The organism is Bradyrhizobium cajani, assembly GCF_009759665.1.
GTDB classification, from domain to species: Bacteria; Pseudomonadota; Alphaproteobacteria; order Rhizobiales; family Xanthobacteraceae; genus Bradyrhizobium; species Bradyrhizobium cajani.
Genome location: NZ_WQNE01000001.1, coordinates 275,342 through 294,268, shown reverse-complemented (window position 1 = coordinate 294,268; position 18,927 = coordinate 275,342). Strand labels below are relative to the sequence as shown.

The 18,927-nt window shown below is 64.7% G+C and carries 25 protein-coding genes; 10 read left to right on the top strand and 15 right to left on the bottom strand.

Going from position 1 to position 18,927, the window contains the following annotated elements:
* Nucleotides 1-9: 9 nt before the first annotated feature.
* The 4 genes from lanM to GPL20_RS01380 all read left to right on the top strand — a co-directional run bounded on the left by lanM (nucleotide 10) and on the right by GPL20_RS01380 (nucleotide 2,323).
* Nucleotides 10-402, top strand: a complete 393-nt coding sequence (gene lanM / locus GPL20_RS01395; protein WP_157327002.1) for a lanmodulin LanM — start codon at nucleotides 10-12, stop codon at nucleotides 400-402.
* Between the two features lie 171 nt (nucleotides 403-573).
* Nucleotides 574-654, top strand: a complete 81-nt coding sequence (pqqA, locus tag GPL20_RS01390; protein WP_008562446.1) for a pyrroloquinoline quinone precursor peptide PqqA — start codon at nucleotides 574-576, stop codon at nucleotides 652-654.
* Between the two features lie 229 nt (nucleotides 655-883).
* The gene (locus GPL20_RS01385; RefSeq protein ID WP_157327001.1) at nucleotides 884-1,753 is read left to right on the top strand and encodes a DUF6662 family protein; all 870 of its coding nucleotides are present in this window, start codon (nucleotides 884-886) and stop codon (nucleotides 1,751-1,753) included.
* 360 nt (nucleotides 1,754-2,113) lie between these two features.
* Nucleotides 2,114-2,323, top strand: coding sequence for a hypothetical protein (locus tag GPL20_RS01380; protein WP_157327000.1), 210 nt, complete (start codon nucleotides 2,114-2,116; stop codon nucleotides 2,321-2,323).
* Nucleotides 2,324-2,459: 136 nt separating this feature from the next.
* Here the strand turns inward: GPL20_RS01380 and GPL20_RS01375 are convergent, their stop codons facing one another.
* The 5 genes from GPL20_RS01375 to GPL20_RS01355 are packed head-to-tail and all read right to left on the bottom strand — an operon-like array spanning nucleotide 2,460 to nucleotide 6,126.
* A complete protein-coding gene (locus GPL20_RS01375; protein ID WP_157326999.1) occupies nucleotides 2,460-2,807 on the bottom strand; it encodes a hypothetical protein in 348 nt (115 codons plus the stop codon).
* Between the two features lie 26 nt (nucleotides 2,808-2,833).
* Nucleotides 2,834-3,628, bottom strand: a complete 795-nt coding sequence (locus GPL20_RS01370) for a pentapeptide repeat-containing protein (protein ID WP_157326998.1) — start codon at nucleotides 3,626-3,628, stop codon at nucleotides 2,834-2,836.
* A gap of 48 nt (nucleotides 3,629-3,676) precedes the next feature.
* The gene (locus GPL20_RS01365) at nucleotides 3,677-4,417 is read right to left on the bottom strand and encodes an ABC transporter ATP-binding protein (RefSeq protein WP_254125013.1); all 741 of its coding nucleotides are present in this window, start codon (nucleotides 4,415-4,417) and stop codon (nucleotides 3,677-3,679) included.
* Complete coding sequence (locus GPL20_RS01360) at nucleotides 4,407-5,144, bottom strand: ABC transporter permease (RefSeq protein WP_254125011.1); 738 nt, start codon at nucleotides 5,142-5,144, stop codon at nucleotides 4,407-4,409. Before GPL20_RS01360 ends, GPL20_RS01365 begins: the two co-directional genes overlap by 11 nt.
* A 1-nt stretch (nucleotide 5,145) precedes the next feature.
* Complete coding sequence (locus GPL20_RS01355) at nucleotides 5,146-6,126, bottom strand: ABC transporter substrate-binding protein (protein ID WP_167532844.1); 981 nt, start codon at nucleotides 6,124-6,126, stop codon at nucleotides 5,146-5,148.
* Between the two features lie 87 nt (nucleotides 6,127-6,213).
* On the opposite strand from GPL20_RS01355, the gene GPL20_RS01350 reads away from it, so the two are divergent.
* Entirely contained in the window at nucleotides 6,214-6,573 is a 360-nt protein-coding gene (locus tag GPL20_RS01350; RefSeq protein WP_157326995.1) for a hypothetical protein, read from the top strand.
* Between the two features lie 198 nt (nucleotides 6,574-6,771).
* Here GPL20_RS01350 and GPL20_RS01345 read toward each other — a convergent pair whose 3' ends face one another.
* Together GPL20_RS01345 and GPL20_RS01340 are read right to left on the bottom strand one after the other, a co-directional pair.
* Nucleotides 6,772-7,590, bottom strand: coding sequence for a quinoprotein dehydrogenase-associated SoxYZ-like carrier (locus GPL20_RS01345; protein WP_157326994.1), 819 nt, complete (start codon nucleotides 7,588-7,590; stop codon nucleotides 6,772-6,774).
* 41 nt (nucleotides 7,591-7,631) lie between these two features.
* Nucleotides 7,632-8,558 (bottom strand): quinoprotein relay system zinc metallohydrolase 2, encoded by a 927-nt coding sequence (locus GPL20_RS01340; RefSeq protein ID WP_254125009.1) that lies wholly within the window; start codon nucleotides 8,556-8,558, stop codon nucleotides 7,632-7,634.
* A 125-nt stretch (nucleotides 8,559-8,683) separates the two neighbouring features.
* Here GPL20_RS01340 and GPL20_RS01335 point away from each other — a divergent pair, with 125 nt between their 5' ends.
* Complete coding sequence (locus GPL20_RS01335) at nucleotides 8,684-9,568, top strand: substrate-binding domain-containing protein (RefSeq protein ID WP_157326993.1); 885 nt, start codon at nucleotides 8,684-8,686, stop codon at nucleotides 9,566-9,568.
* Nucleotides 9,565-10,122 carry a PQQ-dependent catabolism-associated CXXCW motif protein gene (locus tag GPL20_RS01330; protein ID WP_157326992.1) on the top strand — a complete coding sequence of 186 codons (558 nt, stop codon included), beginning with the start codon at nucleotides 9,565-9,567 and terminating at the stop codon, nucleotides 10,120-10,122. Before GPL20_RS01335 ends, GPL20_RS01330 begins: the two co-directional genes overlap by 4 nt.
* Before the next feature lie 239 nt (nucleotides 10,123-10,361).
* Here GPL20_RS01330 and GPL20_RS01325 read toward each other — a convergent pair whose 3' ends face one another.
* From GPL20_RS01325 to GPL20_RS01300, 6 genes are all read right to left on the bottom strand, one after another.
* On the bottom strand, nucleotides 10,362-10,661 hold the full coding sequence (locus GPL20_RS01325; RefSeq protein WP_157326991.1) for a copper-binding protein: 300 nt from the start codon (nucleotides 10,659-10,661) through the stop codon (nucleotides 10,362-10,364).
* A 149-nt stretch (nucleotides 10,662-10,810) separates the two neighbouring features.
* Nucleotides 10,811-11,425 (bottom strand): hypothetical protein, encoded by a 615-nt coding sequence (locus GPL20_RS01320; protein WP_157326990.1) that lies wholly within the window; start codon nucleotides 11,423-11,425, stop codon nucleotides 10,811-10,813.
* Nucleotides 11,422-12,270, bottom strand: a complete 849-nt coding sequence (locus tag GPL20_RS01315; RefSeq protein WP_157326989.1) for an ABC transporter permease — start codon at nucleotides 12,268-12,270, stop codon at nucleotides 11,422-11,424. The genes GPL20_RS01320 and GPL20_RS01315 overlap by 4 nt, the downstream gene beginning before the upstream one ends.
* Nucleotides 12,267-13,073, bottom strand: coding sequence for an ABC transporter ATP-binding protein (locus tag GPL20_RS01310; RefSeq protein ID WP_157326988.1), 807 nt, complete (start codon nucleotides 13,071-13,073; stop codon nucleotides 12,267-12,269). The genes GPL20_RS01315 and GPL20_RS01310 overlap by 4 nt, the downstream gene beginning before the upstream one ends.
* Nucleotides 13,070-14,038, bottom strand: coding sequence for a YVTN family beta-propeller repeat protein (locus GPL20_RS01305; RefSeq protein ID WP_167532843.1), 969 nt, complete (start codon nucleotides 14,036-14,038; stop codon nucleotides 13,070-13,072). The genes GPL20_RS01310 and GPL20_RS01305 overlap by 4 nt, the downstream gene beginning before the upstream one ends.
* Before the next feature lie 8 nt (nucleotides 14,039-14,046).
* Entirely contained in the window at nucleotides 14,047-15,228 is a 1,182-nt protein-coding gene (locus GPL20_RS01300) for an ABC transporter substrate-binding protein (protein ID WP_157326986.1), read from the bottom strand.
* A gap of 59 nt (nucleotides 15,229-15,287) precedes the next feature.
* Here GPL20_RS01300 and GPL20_RS01295 point away from each other — a divergent pair, with 59 nt between their 5' ends.
* The 3 genes from GPL20_RS01295 (at nucleotide 15,288) to GPL20_RS01290 (ending at nucleotide 17,234) form a co-directional block, all read left to right on the top strand.
* The gene (locus tag GPL20_RS01295) at nucleotides 15,288-15,860 is read left to right on the top strand and encodes a DUF3280 domain-containing protein (protein WP_157326985.1); all 573 of its coding nucleotides are present in this window, start codon (nucleotides 15,288-15,290) and stop codon (nucleotides 15,858-15,860) included.
* 135 nt (nucleotides 15,861-15,995) lie between these two features.
* Nucleotides 15,996-16,295 (top strand): helix-turn-helix domain-containing protein, encoded by a 300-nt coding sequence (locus GPL20_RS39275; protein ID WP_309143201.1) that lies wholly within the window; start codon nucleotides 15,996-15,998, stop codon nucleotides 16,293-16,295.
* A gap of 99 nt (nucleotides 16,296-16,394) precedes the next feature.
* A complete protein-coding gene (locus tag GPL20_RS01290; protein ID WP_246249980.1) occupies nucleotides 16,395-17,234 on the top strand; it encodes a DDE-type integrase/transposase/recombinase in 840 nt (279 codons plus the stop codon).
* A 120-nt stretch (nucleotides 17,235-17,354) separates the two neighbouring features.
* On the opposite strand, the gene fghA is transcribed toward GPL20_RS01290, so the two are convergent.
* A complete protein-coding gene (gene fghA, locus GPL20_RS01285; protein ID WP_157326984.1) occupies nucleotides 17,355-18,200 on the bottom strand; it encodes an S-formylglutathione hydrolase in 846 nt (281 codons plus the stop codon).
* Nucleotides 18,201-18,277: 77 nt separating this feature from the next.
* A complete protein-coding gene (locus GPL20_RS01280) occupies nucleotides 18,278-18,898 on the bottom strand; it encodes a response regulator (protein ID WP_157326983.1) in 621 nt (206 codons plus the stop codon).
* Nucleotides 18,899-18,927: the final 29 nt, after the last annotated feature.

Genomic DNA, 18,927 nt, shown 5'->3' with positions numbered 1-18,927 from the left:
GAGGTTCTGATGATATCGCGCCTTTCTGTTGCGCTTGCGCTCACGATTGCATTGCTGTCCGGCCCGGCCTGGTCGGCGTCCGGAAACGTCGTCAAGATGTTCGACACCGACAATGACGGCACGCTCGATCTTGCCGAGGTCAAGAAGGTGGCCGCCGCGATGTTTGCCAAGCTCGATCCTGATCACGACGGCACGCTCGACGCGCGCGAATTGCGCGGGCGATTGACGGCCAAAGAACTCGCCGCCGCCGATCCCGATCGCGATGGGACTTTGACGCTCGACGAATATCTGTCCGTGGTGGAGCAGCGATTCAACGCGGCCAATCCCGACAAGGACGGCACGCTGGATACGAAGGAGCTGAGCGCGCGTGCGGGCCGCACGCTGCTGCGATTGTTGAGGTGAGAGCCGCGGCGCTTGACTGGGAGCGAAGACGGTTTGCCCGAGAGAGAACTGCGCGCGTGTCATGCGGCAGTTCGCTGTATCGGCGGTCGGATTCCAGACTTGCGTCGTGTCTGACGCAGCCCTAGGTTTCGGTTCGCGCGATGTCGCGCTCAATACCTTGGGAGACCCCGGATGGCTTGGAAAGCTCCGAAGATCGTGGAAGTGCCGGTGGGCATGGAAATCAACATGTACGCCTGCGCTTCGCGCAAGTAAGACTGACGACCTGCCGCGGCTTCGGTGGCGGATGCCATCGAAGCCGTGGCAGTGTCGGACCTTCGCCCGCAAATGTGCCTCATGCGCCGCCATTGGCGCAAACCTACACCTTGGCGGGCTTCAAGATTCTCCCGTCAAAATCTCGACCCTGCTCAACGTCCCTGTGTTACGCTGACGCTCGGACAGCGCGGTTGCCGCATCAAGGCGGCGGGCGGCTTCGGGATACGGGATGCGCGGTGGGGCTCTGAGATTCTGGACGGCGGTTGCGTGCGGCATTGCGGCTGTGCCGGCATGCGTCAGCGCCGAGGAAGGCTTCGATACCGAGCACATCTTCGGCTTCATGATCGGCACCGATGTCGGCAGTCCCGGCGAGCGCGAATTCCAGACCCAGACGACAGGGCGCCTCGGCAAAGGCGGGGGCACTTATCGCGCCCTCGAGCACGAGGTCGAGATCGAGGTGGTGCCGCTGCCGAATTTTCGCATCGAGGTCGGCGGCACCGCCACCTTGCACGACATCACCGGCGTTCCCGATATCGACGATCGCCGCCAGTTCAACTTCCAGGGCGCCTCGCTCGACCTGCGTTACCGCCTGCTCGACCGCGAGCGCGCGCCATTTGGCTTTACCGTGGCGGCCGAACTCCATGGCGACCGCATCGACGAGACCAGCGGCGCGAAGGGACGGATGTACGGCACCGAATTCACGCTGGCCTTCGACCGCGAACTCGTCCCGAACTTCGCCATCGCTGCGCTCAATTTGATCTATCAGCCGGAATGGGCGCGCTTCGAGGTGGGGGGCCTGTCCGAGAAGAGTTCGACGATCGGGGCGGCGTTTGCCGGCATGGTTCGCGTGCGCCCCAACGTGCTGCTCGGCGGCGAACTACGCTACTTCCGGCAGTATGAGGGCATCGGCCTCGGCGAATTCTCAGGCCAGGCGCTGTTCGTCGGTCCCACCGCTTACGTCCAGCTATCGGAGCGATCGCGGCTGACGCTGAGCTGGAGCATGCAGGCCTGGGGCCGTCCGGCTGGATCAGGTGCCAATCTCGACCTCGTCAATTTCGAGCGTCATCAGGCACGGCTGGTGTTCGGGGTCAACTTCTAGCGAGGGCTTTGTTCGCCTCTCCCGCTTGCGGCAGGGCTATCGCATATGGCATTTTGCGTGACTTGAGCGCGCGCCTCGTCCTTCGAGACGACCGCTTCGCGGTCTCCTCAGGATGAGGCTAAGCGGCATCGGCGCTCGTCGAAACTGCTGCCACGCACTCGGTCCTCATCCTGAGGGCCCGCCAACGGCGGGCGTCTCGAAGGATGGCCACAAAGAAATTGGCAGCATATGCGATAGCCCTGGGTATGACGGGGAGAGGGGAACAGAGGAAGCCATTCCCCGATCAAATTGAAACTTCCCGCTCCATGGGGCGTAGCCTTTCATGCTAATCTCCATCGCCCCTTGCGAGAGGATCCCGGAATGAACCCGATTGACCTGGTGGTGACTGTGTGTGCGGTGCTTTCGCCTGCGACCTGCGAGGAGCAGCATATCGTGTTCAACTATACGGGGTCGCCGCGGCAATGCGCGATGGCCGCGCCGCCCTATATCGCGCAGTGGGTCGGCGAGCATCCGAAGTGGCATGCAGTGCGGTGGCGCTGCGAATATCCCCACCCGAACGACAAGGCGTGACGAGCCCGTACGCCCCTTACCGCGCCTCATCCTGAGGAGCCCGCGGAGCGGGCGTCTCGAAGGATGGCCAGAGGCGAGAGCCGGGCCTTCATGGTTCGAGACGCGCTTCGCGCTCCTCACCATGAGGGTCTTTTAACTACTTCGTGCAGTCCTTCAGATCCTTGTCCGCGATCGAGAACACTGCATCCGCCCTGATCTCGATGTCGCGCACGATGCACTGCCGCGCATTGGGATAGCTGACCTTGGCGTCGTAGCGGCCGGGCTCGACGCCGATGATGCGCAGCCGCTCGTCGTGGTCGACCTCCTTGTCCTTGTCGTTCAAGGTCTGGTTCGGGCCCCAGTCGGTCTTGCCTGCTGGCGAGAGCTGGAAGCCCGAGATCGTCTCCGTCGTCAGATTCCAGAGCCGGATTCCCTTGCCTTTGCCTTGCGCGGCGGCTTCGCCGGCAAACGCCAGCAACGCGATCAACACCAGAGCCCAACGCATCAAATCGTCCTCCCAAGGCGACGCCGTTATTGCCTGATCAGGCGCTCGCGGTTCTTTGCCTTGTCGAAATTCTTGGCGCGGTCAAGGCCGATTGGTGCAATCAGCTTGGCGGAGGTGAGATCGGCGCCATCGAAATCGGTGTCGATGACGGTTGCCCCGGTCAAGTCCGCGCCGCCGAGCTGGGCGTTCCGGAGAGACGCCCCGGTCAGGTCGGCTCCCCTGAGGGAGGCAAATTCGAGATCGACGCGCGACAGGTCGGCGTTGCGCGCGTTCAACCGTTCCAGTTTGGCCGATCGCAGCACGGCGCGCATCAACCCCATCGACTGGTTGCGCATGTCGGCGCCGAGATTCGCGTCGGCGATCGAGGCGCCGACCAGACTCGCGCCGCTGAGATCGGCTGCGATGCGCGCGCCGGTCAGATCAGCGCCGTCGAGGTGAGCGCGAGCCATCTGCGCAGCGAACAGGTTCGCGCCTTTCAGGCTTGCGCCCGTGAGATCCGCATCGAGAAGCCACGCCTGATCGAGGATCGCTCGATCAAGACGGGCGCCGCCGAGTTTTGTCTTGTTGAGCCGCGCCGCGCGAAGCACCACCCCGGAAAGGTCGAGCCCCGAGAGATCGAGCCCCGACAAGCGCGTGCCGGTGAAGTCGGCGGGTGCACCGGCGCTCGCCTTGGCCAGTACGGCCTCGATGTCCTGCCGGCTCATTTCAGCGGAGACCATGGCAGGTGAGGTGAGGTCGACGTCACGCATCATGTCCTGAGCGCTCGCCATAGTCGCGACGAGCGCGAAGCCCAGCGTCGTCAGAGCAACGGTTCGTTTCATCGTCAGGCTCCGCTGCCGACCTGTTTAGCACACGCGCCGCGCGGCTGCCTATGAGACATCACGCCCGGAGCGTTCGGCGCCCTGTTCACCCTGGGCTTGCCGCGCAAGCCCGGCCTTGATCGCGGCAATCGCGGCGTCGTCGCGTGCCTCGCGCGGGATGCCGATGGGGACCTCGGCCAGAATGTGCGCCGGGCGCGGCGACAGGAAGAACAGCCGGTCGCCGAGCCGGACCGCATCATCCAGGCTGTGGGTGACGAGCAGCGTCATCACGGGGCGCCTTGCCACCAGCGTTGCAATCTCGTCGCGCAGGCGGCCGGCGAGGGCGTCGTCGAGCGAGGCGAGGGGCTCGTCGAGCACCAGCAGATCGGGCTCGACCGCGAAGGCGCGGGCAAGCGCGACGCGCCGGGCAAGGCCCAGCGACAATTCGCCGGGGAAGTGGCTGCGATGCGCCTCCAGCTCCAGGATCCTGAACAACTCGGCGAGCTTCTTGTCGGTGACGTCGGGGGCCGCGAGCCGGACATTCTGCTCGACCGACCGCCACGGCAGCAGCCGCGGCTCCTGAAACACCATGCCGATGCGAGCCTCCGGCGGCCGTATGATGCGCCCCTGAAATTCATGATCGAGCCCCAGGATGATGCGCAGCAGCGTGCTCTTGCCGCAGCCGGAGGGACCGATCAGCACGCCGACCTCGCCGGATTGAAGCGTGAATCTGACCGGCGCCAGCACCTCGTGCGTTCCGCCCGCGGCACTCTTGAACGTCTTCCCTGTGATCTCGACCTCAAGCCGCACGGGGCCGCCACCGTGTTGCGCGGGCTTCGAACGGCTGCACCAGCAAGGTTTCGATGACGAGCACGACGGCGGCGAAGGTCAGCGAATAGGCCAGCAGCCGCGGCGTATCGAACAGCTGGAACGCGACGCCGATCTCGAAGCCGACGCCGTTCGGCCGTCCCAGCAGTTCGGCGACCAGCACGATCTTCCACACCAGCGAGAGGCCGGAGCGGGCGGAGGCGGCGATATAGGGCGCCAGCTGCGGCAGCACGACATGGCGGAAGGCGCGCCAGCGCGGCATTGCGAATACGCTTGCCATCTCGTCCAGCGAACGGTCGAGCGCGCGGGTGCCCTCGCGCAGGGTGACGATGGCGGTCGGCAGCTTGTTGATGGCGATGGCCGCGATCGCTGCGGCCTCGGTCAGGCCGGCCCAGATATAGGCCAGCACGATCACGACCAGGGCGGGCAGATTGAGCAGCAGGATCAGCCAGGGATCGCCCAGACGGTCGGCGAGCTTCACACGCCCCATCAGGTAGCCGATGGCACTGCCGAGCGACATTGCCAGCACGAAGGCGAGCGCGACACGCGCGAGCGTCGCGCCGAGATGCAGGAACAGTGCGCCGGTCGATGCTTCCGCGATCATCACCTGGAGCACGGCGGGCGGGGAGGGCAGCTTTGCGCCGCCGACGAACAGCGCGGCGATCCACCAGGTTGCAAGGAACAGGGCAAACGAGAGAAGACGCAGCACCTCAGTCTCCGGGGACCGCATGATAGAACGTGCCGGGATCGAGCTCGGCCGCGGGCCCGACGAGGTCGCGCCCGCCGGTCTCCGCCAGCACGCGGTAGAGCACGCGTGCGTCTGCCTCTTCCTCGGCGATGCTCCGGCGCGGGATGCCGTCGCGATAGCGATCGCGATAGGTCTTGAGCATGGCCGGATCGGTCGTGCCGGTGAGCGGCGCGATCTTGTCCCAGGCAGCGTCCGACGTGACCAGCAACTGCTTGGCCTTGCGGGTCATCGCGATGAAGCGCGCCACCGCGTCGCGACGGCTCGCGGCCCAGCTCTCGTCGAAGACATAGCCGACGGCGGAAACTGCGCCCTTGGCGCCGAGCTTCGGCAGGATGTCCTCGATGCCGGCGAGGCGGCGGAAGCCCTTGGCCTCGAGCTGGGCGCAGAAATTCCAGAAATTGAGGCTCGCATCCATCTCGCCGTCGAGCGCCTTGGCGGTGATCAAGGGCGGGGCGCCATAGACGATGGTCGCCTCCGATTTCAGGTCGATGCCGTCCTGCTTCAACCGGGCCTGGAGCAGCAGCCAGCTCTTGTCGATCGCCCCGCCGGCGACGGCGAGCTTGCGTCCTCTGAGATCGGCGAGCGTCTTGATCGGCGAATTGGCCGGCACCATCACTGCGCCGAGCGCACTGGAGTAGGGATAGAAGGTGAGCTTGGCGCCGAGCGCCCGCTCGCGCGAGACCCACAGCCAGTCCGACAGGATGATGTCGGCGCTGCCCGCGCGCATCGCGATCTTGCCCGCCTCGGTGCTCGCGAGCTCGGTGACGTCGAGCGACAGGTCGGCCTCCTTGTCGAGACCACCGGCGCGGATCGCGGCCAGCTCCCAGGAGAATGTTCCGGTTTTCTGCACCGCAAGCCGGATGGTGTCCGCGGCGCGGCCGGGCGCGGCTAGCGTCAACGCCAGCGTCACCGCGAGCGCCAATGTTCGACCAGGAGCTCTCATCACCTTGTGAGCCGTTTCCTCTGACAGAGTGCTTTTCAGGACAATACGCATAGCATAGCTTTGGTCGCAACCAGCGGGAGGATGCGCATGAAACTGGCGGGACAGCTACGACCGATTGTCGCCGCATTGGCGGTATTGGCAGCGACCGCTTGTGTGGCGCGGGCCGAGGAAGCCAATGATTATCCGACAGCGGCGCGCGCCGAATATGTCTATGGCTGTATGAAGGCCAATGGCGAAACGCGGTCTGCGATCGAGCAATGTTCCTGCTCGATCGATGTCGTGGCGTCGATCGTGTCCTATGAACGCTACGTCACCGCGGAGACCGCGCTCAGCATGTCGCAGGTGCGCGGCAATCTCGGCGTCCAGTTCCGCACCTCCGAGCAGGCGAACTCGGCGGTGAATGATCTGAGGCGTGCACAGGCCGAGGCCGAGGTGAGGTGTTTCTGACGGCTTGCTGCGTAGACGGTGCTCTCATCCTTCTCCCCTTGCGGGAGAAGGTGGCGCGAAGCGCCGGATGAGGGGTATCTCTCCTCATACTCGGATGTTGGCGCTCGTGGAGAGATACCCCTCACCCGTCTCGCCGCTATCGCGGCGATCCACCCTCTCCCGCAAGGGGAGAGGGAGGTCAGCGCAAGCCTCGCGAAACTACGTCCCCGGCTTCTCCACATCCCACTCGTTGCGGAACACGTGCCCGTCCGTGTCCTTTGCCTCCGCGCGAAAGCGCTTGGCGCCATTGGAAACATACGTGAAGCGCAGATTGGGATCTTCCGAGATCGAGATGCCGCCTTCCATCGACAGCACGGGGCTGTCGTCCTGCGTCAGCTTGAGCTGGTTGACGAAGAAGGCCGGGATATAAAGCTGCGTGACCTGGTCCATTTGCAGGCCGGAATTGTTCGGATGGCCGATCATGATCTGCGCCTCGCGGACGCGGCTCACCGGCGCCTCCTCGCGCGCGAATTGCCGGTAGCGCATCTGGCCGAGCCGGTTCCTGGCTTCCTCGATATTCTTTCCCGCCGGTGCCGAACAGCCGCCGGAGGCCTTCACATAAACTTTCGAGACATAGAGCTGGCCGTCGGTGAGCTCGGCGACCGCATGGACGTCCGTGTAATTGTTGACGCGGACGCGCGTGGAAATCTCCGTGACGTTGGCGTCCGCACCGAGTTCGAACTTTGCCGCCATCGGCGCCGGGTTGCGGTCGATCACCAGCGTGATCGAACGGATGCGGCGGGCATCGCCGGGCGACAGCTTGCTGCGCAGGGTCACCGGCACGATGGCCGCGTCCTCGGCGCGATAGGGCATCTCGATGCCGATGACGGCGCTGCCGTCGTTCATCGGACGGTTGCTGAAGATGTCCTGCACCAGACCCGGCCAGGGATCGTAGGCCTCTTCAGCCTGCGCCGGCACGCCGAAGGCGATGCCGAGGAGAAGGGCGGTCAAGGTCAGGCGGCGTGTGCATCCCATCATGTCATGGTCCCGCGGGCGTCGCGCCCATCGTAGCGCGCCCGCTACTCCCATTCAATTTCCGAAAATGCTGCGGTTGCGTTGCGGGCGTTGTAGTCATCGAACAGCTGCCAATGTGTTCGTTCCGACGCAGCCGCCTTGTCTGCGGCGGCTCGGATCGGCTCGCCCTTCTTGTTCAATGCGCGGACGTCGGAGAGCAGCGTTGACAGGTAACGCCGTTCATCGGCGAGTGCGGCAGGCCAGTCGCTCACGGGGCCGTGACCGGGAACGACGCGCAGCGCCGGAATGGCCTCCAACTCCTTCAGCGTGTCGAGCCAGCCGCGAATGCTGCCGTCCATGACCGGAATATGGCGCAGGAACACGAGATCGCCTGCGAACAGGGTCTTGCTCGTCTCGTCGAACACGGTCAGGTCATTGTCGCTGTGCCCCGCCGGCCAGGCGCGCAAGATCAGGCGGCGCGAGCCGAGATCGAGCGTCCTCGTGTCCGAAACGAGCAGGGTAGGGGCAATGATCTTCACGGGATCGATCAGCTCGCTGCCCATGATGCGGCGGAAATTATCGAGATAGAAAGGCCCGCGCGTCGCCAGCGCCTGCGGGAGCCTGTTATGGCCGACGAAGCTGGTGTCTGCTGCGGCAAAGGCCGCATTGCCGAAGACATGGTCGGGATGGCCATGGGTGTTGATGACGTAGCGGATCGGCTTGGGCGTGCGGGCCCGCACGGCCGCCAGCAGCGCCTCGCCTTCGCGGAGGCTGCCCCCGGTATCGATGACGGCCACGGCCTCATCGCCAACGATGAAGCCGATATTGGCGATGTCGCCCTCGTTCTCGCGGCTCATCAGGGCGATGGCCCCGGAGTGTACGAAGATTCCCGGCGCGACTTCGCTCACAGGCAATTCGGTCGCCTCGACGCGTGCTAGCGTCGCTATCCCCAGCACGGACAAGGCGGCGATGATTGAAGCGACATAAGACACTTTTTTGCCTCAGTTCAGGGGGTGCCGCATTGCACTGCAACAAAGCAAAGCCAACACAAAGTTGGCAAACATGGCGCGTCATGCGTTGCATGGATAACATTCAAACAAAACGAGGAGGAAGCGCGATGACGGAGGCCGGACGACATCGTCGCTGGTTGATCTTGCTGTGGAGCCTGGCTGCATCCTGCGTGCTGGGCGACGTCGCCACCGCGCAGACGAACGAGACCGGCGACCTCTCCTTCGAGCTGGTCGACCCCAAGGTGCTGCGCGTCTGCGCCGACCCGCGCAATCTGCCGTTCTCGAACGAGAAGGGCGAGGGCTTCGAGAACAAGCTCGCCGAGTTCCTGGCGGACAAGCTCCAGAAGAAGCTCGACTACGTCTTCTTCCCGCAGGCCACCGGCTTCGTACGCATGACGCTGGGTGCGCATCGCTGCGACGTCATCATGGGCTTCCCGCAAGGTGACGACCTCGTGCAGGGCACCAATCCCTATTACCGCACGAGCTATGCACTGGTTGCGAAGACGGGCAGCGGGCTCGAGGACGTCGACACGCTCGAGGACGCGCGGCTGAAGGGCAAGCATGTCGGCATCGTCGCCGGCACGCCGCCGGCGACCAACATGGCGCTGGCCGGCCTGATGGGCGATGCAAAGCCCTATCCGCTGATGATCGACACGCGCTTCGATAATTCGGCGCAGGCAATGGTCGACGATCTCGCCGCCGGCAAGATCGACGCCGGCGTGCTGTGGGGGCCGATGGCCGGCTATTATGCGAAGAAGGCGGGCTCCTCGCTCCACGTTACGCCGCTGGTGAAAGAAACGACCGGGCCGAAGCTGGTCTATCGCATCGGTATGGGTGTGCGTCCCGCCGACCAGAACTGGAAGCGCCAGCTCAACAAGCTGATCCAGGAGAACCAGGGCGAGATCAACAAGATCCTGCTCGACTTCGGCATACCGCTGCTGGACGAGAACGACCGGCCGCTCGGCGCGGAGACGGCCAAGAAGACGCCATGAAGCGGTCTCTCGCTGCTGCGCTGCTCGCCGCTGTTCTGGCAGGGCAGGCATTGGCGCAGGAGCAGGAGCCGTTCGAGCCGGAGGGGTATCGTACCGACAATTACCGCGCGCCGGTGCCGGCGACGCTGGCAGGCGCGCGCGTGCTCTCTACAGCGGAAGCCGAAGCGATCTGGCGGGCGAAGAGCGGCGCCTTCGTCGACGTGCTGCCGCGGCCACCGAAGCCGAAGAACCTTCCCGACGGCACGGTGTGGCGCGATGCGCCGCGCAGGAACATTCCCGGCGGCATCTGGCTGCCGGATACCGGCTACGGCACGTTGCCGCCGGCTATGGACGATTATTTCCAGCGCGGCCTCGCACGCGCCTCGCGCGGCGACAAGGCCGCGCTGCTCGTGATCTACTGCCTCGCCGACTGCTGGATGTCCTGGAACGCCGCGAAGCGCGCGCTGGGGTATGGCTACTCCAACGTCGCCTGGTATCCCGACGGCAGCGACGGCTGGGAGCGCGCAAAGCTTCCCACCGAAGAGGCGCAGCCGGAACCGCGACCTGAGCAGTAGGCGGTGTTAGAGAGAGTAAGCGCCACCTCCCCCTTGTCATTGCGAGCGTAGCGAAGCAATCCAGAATCTTTCCCGCGGAGGGACCCTGGATTGCTTCGCTACGCTCGCAATGACGATGTGGGCAGAGCTTCGCGTTCTCGGTGGTAGACGGACTCGCGGAGATTGCCGCTCACCCGGAATCCACGCTGCGTACGCATTGCGACCTCTCCCCGCAAGCGGGGAGAGGCGCCGACCGTGCCCTACTGCTTCTGCAACTTCGTCAGCGTGCCGGTGCCGTTGTTGTCGGTGGCAGCGTAGCTCACCCTGTCGCCGGCATGGACGGCGTCGAGCATCGCGGCATCCTTCGCCTTGTACTCCTGGAGCGCGCCAGCGCTCCCCGAGCTGGCGCCGACCGTGCCCTTCTGCGTCTGCTGGATCGAGATCGTGCCGTTGAGCCGGTCGATCCGCGTGACCATTCCGGTCATGTCGTCAGCAAAGGCGCTGGATGCGAGCATGGTGATGACCGCAGCGCCTGCGAGGATGAATTTTGTGGTTCCCATCGAGGCCTCCCGATGTCCTGGATTGGATGTCTTGGATTGACTTCGACAAGACATCCCAGAGCGATTTGGTTCCGCCGGATCTGGCGGCGAAAGGTTAACGATCGTGCTGATATCGCGGGAACTTTGGTGAGCCGTCAGCGAGGCTGACGCTATTCCATTTCCTGCTGGATCACGCGCCCGAGCGCGAACAGGCGCTGGTCGATCGTGGTCGGAACCTCGCAGACGAATCGCACCACTTTGTGACGGTCCTCGAAAATGCGGGTCTTCCAGATCAATTCGTTGCTGAGCGCCTCCACCTTGGCCTCGTCGCGCGGCGTTGCGCCCTGGAGCGCCTGGAGCGCAAGCGTGTCCTCGCGGATCTTGTCGGCGGCCTCGCGCTGCTTGCGGCTGACGCGTTCGAGGCCGCTCATCACCTGGGAGCGCTGGGCGTTGAGCGTGTCGAACAGGCCCGCGAACAGCAGCTTTGCGTTCGCCGTCTTGTCAGTGGCGGAGGCGGCCAGGAACTCCTTCACGGACTTCTCGGCCTCGTCCAGCGGTGTCTTGCGCGCCGAAAGCTTTGCGACCAGCGCGCTGATCTTGGCGTCGTCCTTCCACTTGTTCTGAACGTCGTCGAGCGGCGGCCCGGCCCAGACGGCGGCGAGCGAGATGTCCGGCACTTTTGCCTGCGTGCATGGCCAGTCCGGATAGCGCGGATCGGCCGCGTGCGCGGCGGTGCTCGCAACAGCGAGCGCCAGAGCGGCCATGGCCAGAACCCGAACCGTCATCCTTCGCCTCCCGCAGGGCCCCGCCGCGCCAGCCCGCGCGAGGGATCATAGGCATAGATTGCCCCGATCATGAAGACGATTGTGCAGGTCGCGACCACCGCCAGCGAGATCCAGTTAATCTGCCCGTAGAGTGCAAAACGTATCAATTCGACCGCATGGGTGAACGGATTGGCCTCGCAGAGGTAGTACAGATAGGGGCTGCCCTCCTGCACCCGCCAGAGCGGGTAGAGGGCGGAGGAGGCGAAGAACATCGGGAAAATGACGAAGTTCATCACGCCGGCAAAATTCTCCAGCTGCTTGATGCCGGAGGAGATCAGCATCCCCAGCGAGCCCAGCATCAGCCCCGACAGGATCAGCGCCGGCAGCACGGTGAGATAGCCTGACGGCGGCGGTGTGATGTCCCAGAACCAGGCGATCAGCAGGAACGCATAGACCTGGAGCAGCGATACCGCCGTGCCCGCGAGCAGCTTGCATAACAAGAGGAAGCCGCGCGGCAGCGGGCTCACCAAGAGTGTGCGCATGTTGCCCATCTCGCGGTCATAGACCATCGACAGCGAGGACTGCATGCCGTTGAAGAGCTGGATCATCGCCATCAGGCCGGGCGCGATATAGACCTCGTAGAGGATGTAGGTCTCGTAGGGCGGGATGATGGAGATGCCGAGCACCTGGCGGAAGCCGGCGGCGAAGATGAAGAGCCACACCAGCGGCCGCACCAGCGCCGAGACGAATCGCTCGCGCTGATGCAGGAAGCGCAGGCCCTCGCGCCAGACGATGCCGGTGAGGCAGGTCATGTATTCCGAGGCGGAGAAGCCGCGCGGCGCCTCGCGCGTGGTGATGCTGCTCATGCGCCGCCTCCCGGCATGGTTTGTGCGCCGGTCAGGCGCATGAAGGCGGTGTTGACATCCTGCGCGCTCGCCTCGGTGATGACGCGGCTCATCGGCCCCTGTGCCAGCACCTTGCCCTGGTGCAGCACCACGAGGTCGTCGCCGTCCATGATCTCGTCGAACAGATGCGTCGCCCAGAGCACGCCGATGCCTTGCTCGGTCACGAGCTGGCGGACATGGCTGATGATGTCGGCGCGCGCCTTGACATCCAGGCCGACGGTCGGCTCGTCCAGCAACAGCAGCCGCGGCCGGTGCAATAGTGCCCGCGCGATCTCCAGCCGCCGCATCTGTCCGCCGGAGAGATCGCGAACCTTGCTGCCGGCGCGCTCGGAGAGCCCGATGCGGCCGAGCAACTCGGCGCTGCGCGCGGCGGCCTCGCGGCGGCCGATGCCGTGGAGCGCGGCGTGATAGAGCAGGTTCTGTGTCAGCGACAGGTCGAGATCGAGCGTGCGTGGCTGGAACACGACGCCGAGCAGCCGCAGCGCCTCGCCGGGGGCTTTGCTGATGTCGTGGCCGAAAATGCCGACACGGCCGGACTGGATGCCGAACAGCCGTGTGATCAGCGAGAACAGCGTGCTCTTGCCCGCGCCGTTGAGACCGAGCAGTGCCGTGAAGCTCGCCGGCTGCACATTGAAGGAGACGTCCATCAGCGCCCGCCGCGGTCCGTAGGAATGGCTGACGCCGTCGATCGACAGCGCCGGCACCGCGGCTGCTTCCAGCCTCGGCGTGTCGCGCGGTTCGGTGACGGGGGCAGGGCTGGTCATGGCGCGATCGCGATGCCCCAGGGCAGTTCGCCCACCTGAATGGTCTTGATCACCTTTTGCGCGGCGACGTCGATCACGGAGACATCGTTCGACACGCCGTTGGTGGTGAGCAGGTACTTTTCGTCCGGTGTGAAGGCCACGTGCCAGACGCGCTGCCCGACCAGCAGGTATTTCGTCACCTTGCGCGTGGCGACATCGACGACGGCGATACGGTTGGCGGGGCCGAGCGCGATGAAGGCGGTCTTGTCGTCCCTGGTCATGCCGATGCCGACCGGCTGGATCGCCTCTTTCCGCAGGCCCGGAATCTCGAAGGTGACCTTGCCGATCACCTCGTGCTTTTTGGGATCGATCACCGAGACCGTGCCGCCGATCTCCGAGGACACCCAAACTTCCGAGCTGTCGTGCTTGAATTCGGCAAAGCGCGGCCGCGCGTCGACCAGCACGTTGGCGACGATCTGGCGCGAGGTGGTGTCGATGAAATGAGCCATGTTGGTCGTCTCGGAGGTGTTGATCAGCGTCTTGCCGTCGGGGCTGATGGTCATGCCCTCGGGCTCGACGCCGACCTGGATGTCGCCGAGGCGTGCGCGCTTCTCGAGGTCGATCACGGTCACCGTGTTGTCGTTCTCGTTGGCGACGTAGAGAATCTTTCCGGCGGCATCCTGCGCGAACAGCTCTGGGTCGGGGCCGGAGGGCAGACTGTCGACCACGCTTTGCGTCTTGGCGTCGATCACCTGGATGGTGTCGTCGTCGCCGACCGCGACCATCACGAACTTGCCGTCGCGCGTGAAGTCGATGCCGCGCGGACGCTGGCCGACCTTGATGGTCTTGGTCACCGTCCAGGTATCGGTGTCGATCACCGAGACCGTGTTGCTCTTCTCGTTCGAGACATAGGCGATGAACGCATGCGCAGGCGCGGCCGCCAGCGCCAGTCCGGAGAGCAGCCCCACACGCCACATGCGCAACATTTGCGTCCTCACTTCAGCTTGCATTTGCTCTCCGGGCGATCGTAGCCGAGCGTGTCGAGCTCGGAGACCTGGTGCAGGAAACCTTCCTGCGGCGACACCGACACCACCATGCGGCCGTCAACGAGCAGGATCGGCTGGCGCAGCTGGAGATTCCAGTCGCGCAGTGTCAGCCGCGTGCCCTTGAAGGCGGCGACCGAGAAATCCGGGCCCTTGATGAAGTCGGTGACCTTCTTGACGTCGCCGGAATTGGTCCGGGAGGTGGCCTCGCCAATCATCCGCACCGCGGTCCAGGCCTGCATGTCGAGCGCGGTCATCCGCCGCGAATTCAGCTTGACGAAGCGGTTCTGCATCTGGATCGCGCCCCACTGGTCCTGCGCCGCGTCCCAGCTCCGGGGCACGAGGCCGGCCGAGCCGGCGACGGGGCGGGGATCCCAGGTGCGATAGGGCAGGTAGGCGCCGAACACCTCGCTCTCATCGGCAGCAACGAGCACGTCGTAAGCTGGAGCCTGCTGCGTGAACACCGGCATCTGCCGCTGGATCAGCGTCACACCCGAGTCGGTGCGGCGCGCGCCGCCCTTGTCCTCGAATGTGCGCTCCTGCACGATCTTGGCGCCGAACCGCGCGGCCGTGCGCCTCAGCGCATCGGCGAACAGCTTGTCCTCGTCATGCGAGCCGACCACGAGCAGCCAGCGCGACCACTTTTTCCAAACGAGATATTGCCCGAGCGCATCCGCCAGCATCGCGCGCGTCGGTGCGGTATGGATGACATTGGCACGGCAATCGGCCTCGCGCAGCCGTTCGTCGATCGCGCCGGCGTTGAACAGCAGCGTACCGCGATCGCGCAGGGCGTCCGCGACTTTCAGCAGCGCATCGGCCGGCAGGTCGGCGATGATGAAGCCGTTTGTCTCGGCGAGCGCGGTCGCGGCCTGGACCGGATCCTCGCCTTCCCTGATGCGGCGCTCTTCCAGTGTAAAACGCTGGTTGAGAAATTTCCCGGTGGTGTTGTTGTCCTCGATCGCGAGTTTCGCGCCGGCAATGCCGTCATTCTCCGCGGGCTGCTCCACCAGCGACAGCGTCGATCTGGTGCCGGCGACGCCGAGATAGCCGACGCCGATCGCGACCGGGTCGGCCGCGAGCGCGCTCGTCGCGGCGACACCCAAGCCGATCAGCCCGGCCAACCATCGGATCATGTTTCCTCCAGGCGCTCTCCCCGGCTTGACCGCCGATGGAGAATTGTCTCTGCTAAAGCATGACCGATTTGTCAGGGCATGCAACCCCGCATTTCGTCCTCGCGCACGCGAGGACGGGAATCACGATCATGCGAGCGCTTACGGCGATGGCTGCTTTGCTGTTGACGGGTTCGGTCGCGTTCGCCGATCCGCCCAAGCTCGCGGTGTTCGATTTCGAGCTGATCGACACCAGCCTGCCCGGCGAGTTCTACGGCTCGAAGCCGGAGCTGGCGCGGCTCGACCGCATCAGCGAGCAGCTGCGCAAGGAACTGACTGACTCAGGCAAGTTCCAGGTGCTCGACATCGCGCCGGTCAGGGACGCCGCCCGTCACGCCAATCTGCAGGCCTGCGGCGGCTGCGATCTCCAGCTCGCCGGGCAGCTGGGTGCCGACCTGGAGATCACCGGCATGGTGCAGAAGGTCTCGAACCTGATCATCAATCTGAACATCTATCTGCGCGACGTGAAGACCGGCAACATGATCACCGCCGCCAGCGCCGATATGCGCGGCAACACGGATGAAGCCTGGACCCGCACGATGAGCTATCTGATCCGCAACCGCCTGCTGGCGCCGAATTACGGCAAGCCGGAGTAATTTTCTCTCCGCGAACACCGCTGCACCCTCTCCCCTTGCGGGAGAGGGTGGCTTCGTGTCCAGACCGGATAGATGGGTAACACAGTGGACCGGATGGATGGGTGACAGTTCTCTGTCGGCTGGGAGGAACAGCCGATGCCTTGGCGAGAGAGCTGCGCAATGGACCAACGGGTTAGCTTCATCGCGGATCAGCGAAGCGGATTGTGGACGATGACGGAGCTTTGCGACCGCTACGAGATTAGTCGCAAGACCGGTTACAAGTGGTTGGAACGCTACCGGCTGGAAGGGCCTGGAGGGCTTGGGGATCGCTCCCACGCTGCGTGGGTGCATGGGCGAGCGACGCCGCAGCACATTGTGGATGCGATTGTAGGGCTGCGACGTGAGCGGCCGAGTTGGGGACCGCGCAAGATCGTCAGCAAGCTTGAGGCTCGTTAGGGAGATGTCGATTGGCCGTCAGCCTCGACGGCCGGCGAGATCCTCAAACGAGCGGGACTGGTCAGCAGCCGTCGGGTTCGGCGACGTGCGCCGCCGCGTATGGGGCAACTGACGGTGCCTCAACACGCCAACCATGTGTGGGCCCTGGATCACAAGGGCTGGATCCGGTTGGGCGACGGCTGTCGCGTTGAACCCTTCACGGTAACCGATGGCTTCAGTCGCTATCTGATCAGCCTGGCGGCGACGGGCAGCACGCAATATGCCGAGTGCCGGCCGCCGCTGGAGCGGGCATTTCGCGAGTACGGCTTGCCGCAAATCATCCGCTCCGACAACGGCTCGCCGTTCGCCTCGACTGGGACGACAGGTCTGACGGCGTTGTCAGTATGGTGGATCAAGCTTGGCATCCGCCATGAACGGATTGATCCCGGCCATCCTCAGCAGAACGGTCGTCACGAGCGTTTTCACGCGACGCTTCTGGAAGCCATGCGGCCACCGCCGCTAACCCGGGCTGTGCAAGCGCGGCGCTTTGCGGCATTTGCGCGCGACTACAACGAAGAACGGCCGCATGAAGACCTGCCAGCGCCTATCAGCCTTCGCCTCGCGCGATGCCAAGGCGGCTTCCAGCGCCGGAATATCCGCCCGAAGCTGCCGTGCGCCAGGTTCGTTCCAACGGCGAGATCAAATGGCGTGGCGACTTCATCCACATTTGCAGCGCTCTTGTCGATGAAGCTGTTGCCGTCGAGGAAACCGAGGACGGACACTGGCAAGTGCGCTTCTTCGACGTGCCGATCGGCATCATCGACCAGAAAACCTCCAAGCTGCGGCGTTACGCTAGCGCTGCGCCGCAGCGGACCGAACCATGAACGATTGTTACCTATCCATCCGGTCTGTTTTGTTACCCATCCATCCGCTGGACATTCGCGCAGCGAAGCCGGGTGAGGGGTATCCTTCCCCACGAACAGCCGCGCGAACGGAGAGATACCCCTCATCCGGCGCTTCGCGCCACCTTCTCCCGCAAGGTGAGAAGGGAAGGGCAGCGCGCGCTTAGCGCGCAAAGCATCACCCCTTCAGCCGCTCCGCATGCCAGTGCAGATGGTCGCTCATGAAGGTCGAGATGAAATAATAGCTGTGGTCATACCCCGCCTGCCGCCGCAGCGTCAGCGGGATGCTCGCCTTGCTGCAGGCGGCTTCAAGCAGCTCAGGCCTAAGCTGCTCCTTGAGGAAATTGTCGGCCTCGCCGACGTCGACCAGGAAGCCGGAAAACTTCGCGCCGTCCTCGATCAGCGCCACTGTGTCGTGGTTGCGCCAGGCGTCCTTGTTCGGCCCGAGATAGCCGGTCAGCGCCTTGATGCCCCAGGGCACCAGCGAGGGTGCCACGATCGGCGCGAAGGCGCTGGCCGCGCGAAAACGATGCGGATTGCGTAGCGCCACCGTCAGCGCGCCGTGTCCGCCCATGGAATGGCCCATCACCGACTGCCGCTTGGCGTCGACCGGAAAATTCTCCGCGACGAGTTTGGGCAGCTCGTCCGTGACGTAGCTCCACATGCGATAATTTCGCGCAAACGGCGCTTGCGTCGCGTCGACATAGAAACCGGCGCCCAGGCCGAAATCATAGGCGTTGTTGGCGTCGCCCGGCACGTCCGGCCCGCGCGGTGAGGTGTCGGGCGCGACGAAGATCAGGCCGAGCTCGGCGCAGGCGCGCCGGAATTCGCCTTTCTCGGTCACATTGGCATGCGTGCAGGTGAGCCCGGACAGATACCAGACCACGGGAAGTTTTGCGCCGTTCGCATGCGGCGGAACGTAGACCGAGAACACCATGTCGGTTCCGGTCGCCTGGCTCGCATGGCGATACACGCCCTGCACGCCGCCGTAGGATTGATTGGTCGAGACAGTCTGGATCGTCATGCCTTAAAGCTCCGTGGCATCTAACCACATCAAGATTGCAACGCTTGTGTGACCGAATTCGTGGCGGTTGTCGCGGGTCAGGCGACGCCGCTGTCGATCGCCAGTCGCACCAGCTCGACCGAGGTTTTGACTCCGAGCTTCTGGCGCATGATCGAGGAGGTGTTGGCCACCGTCTTGTAGGACGACTGCACTAGCCAGGCGATCTCGGACAGGCTCTTGCCGGCGCTGAGCAGCCGCAGGATCTCCATCTCGCGCGCGTTCAGCTTCGACAGCGGGCTCTGCGCCAGCGCCGGCCCAGCGAAGGCGATGCTGCGCGCGATCGCGCTCGGCAGGTAAGTGCCGCCACCGCCGACGGCACGGATGGCCTCGACGAGATCGTCGGGGTCGCCGGTCTTGGAGACATAGCCCTTGGCGCCGCATTCGATTGCACGCGCGGCGAAGGCGGGGTCGTCGTTCATGCTGAACATGATGATGCGGGCCTCGGGCGCGCGTTCGAGGATGCGGCGCGCGAGCTCGAAGCCGGAGACGGTCGGCAGGTTGATGTCGATAATGCAGAGATCGGGACGCTCGACGATGAAGACGCACTCGCCGTCCTCGGCGTCGGCGGCCTCCAAAATCTCGATCTCGCCTTCGTCGGCCAGCACGGCCCGGCAGCCGGAAGCGACAATGGGATGATCGTCGACGATCAGAATGCGCATAGGCGTTCCCCGCGACAGCGCGTTCCCCG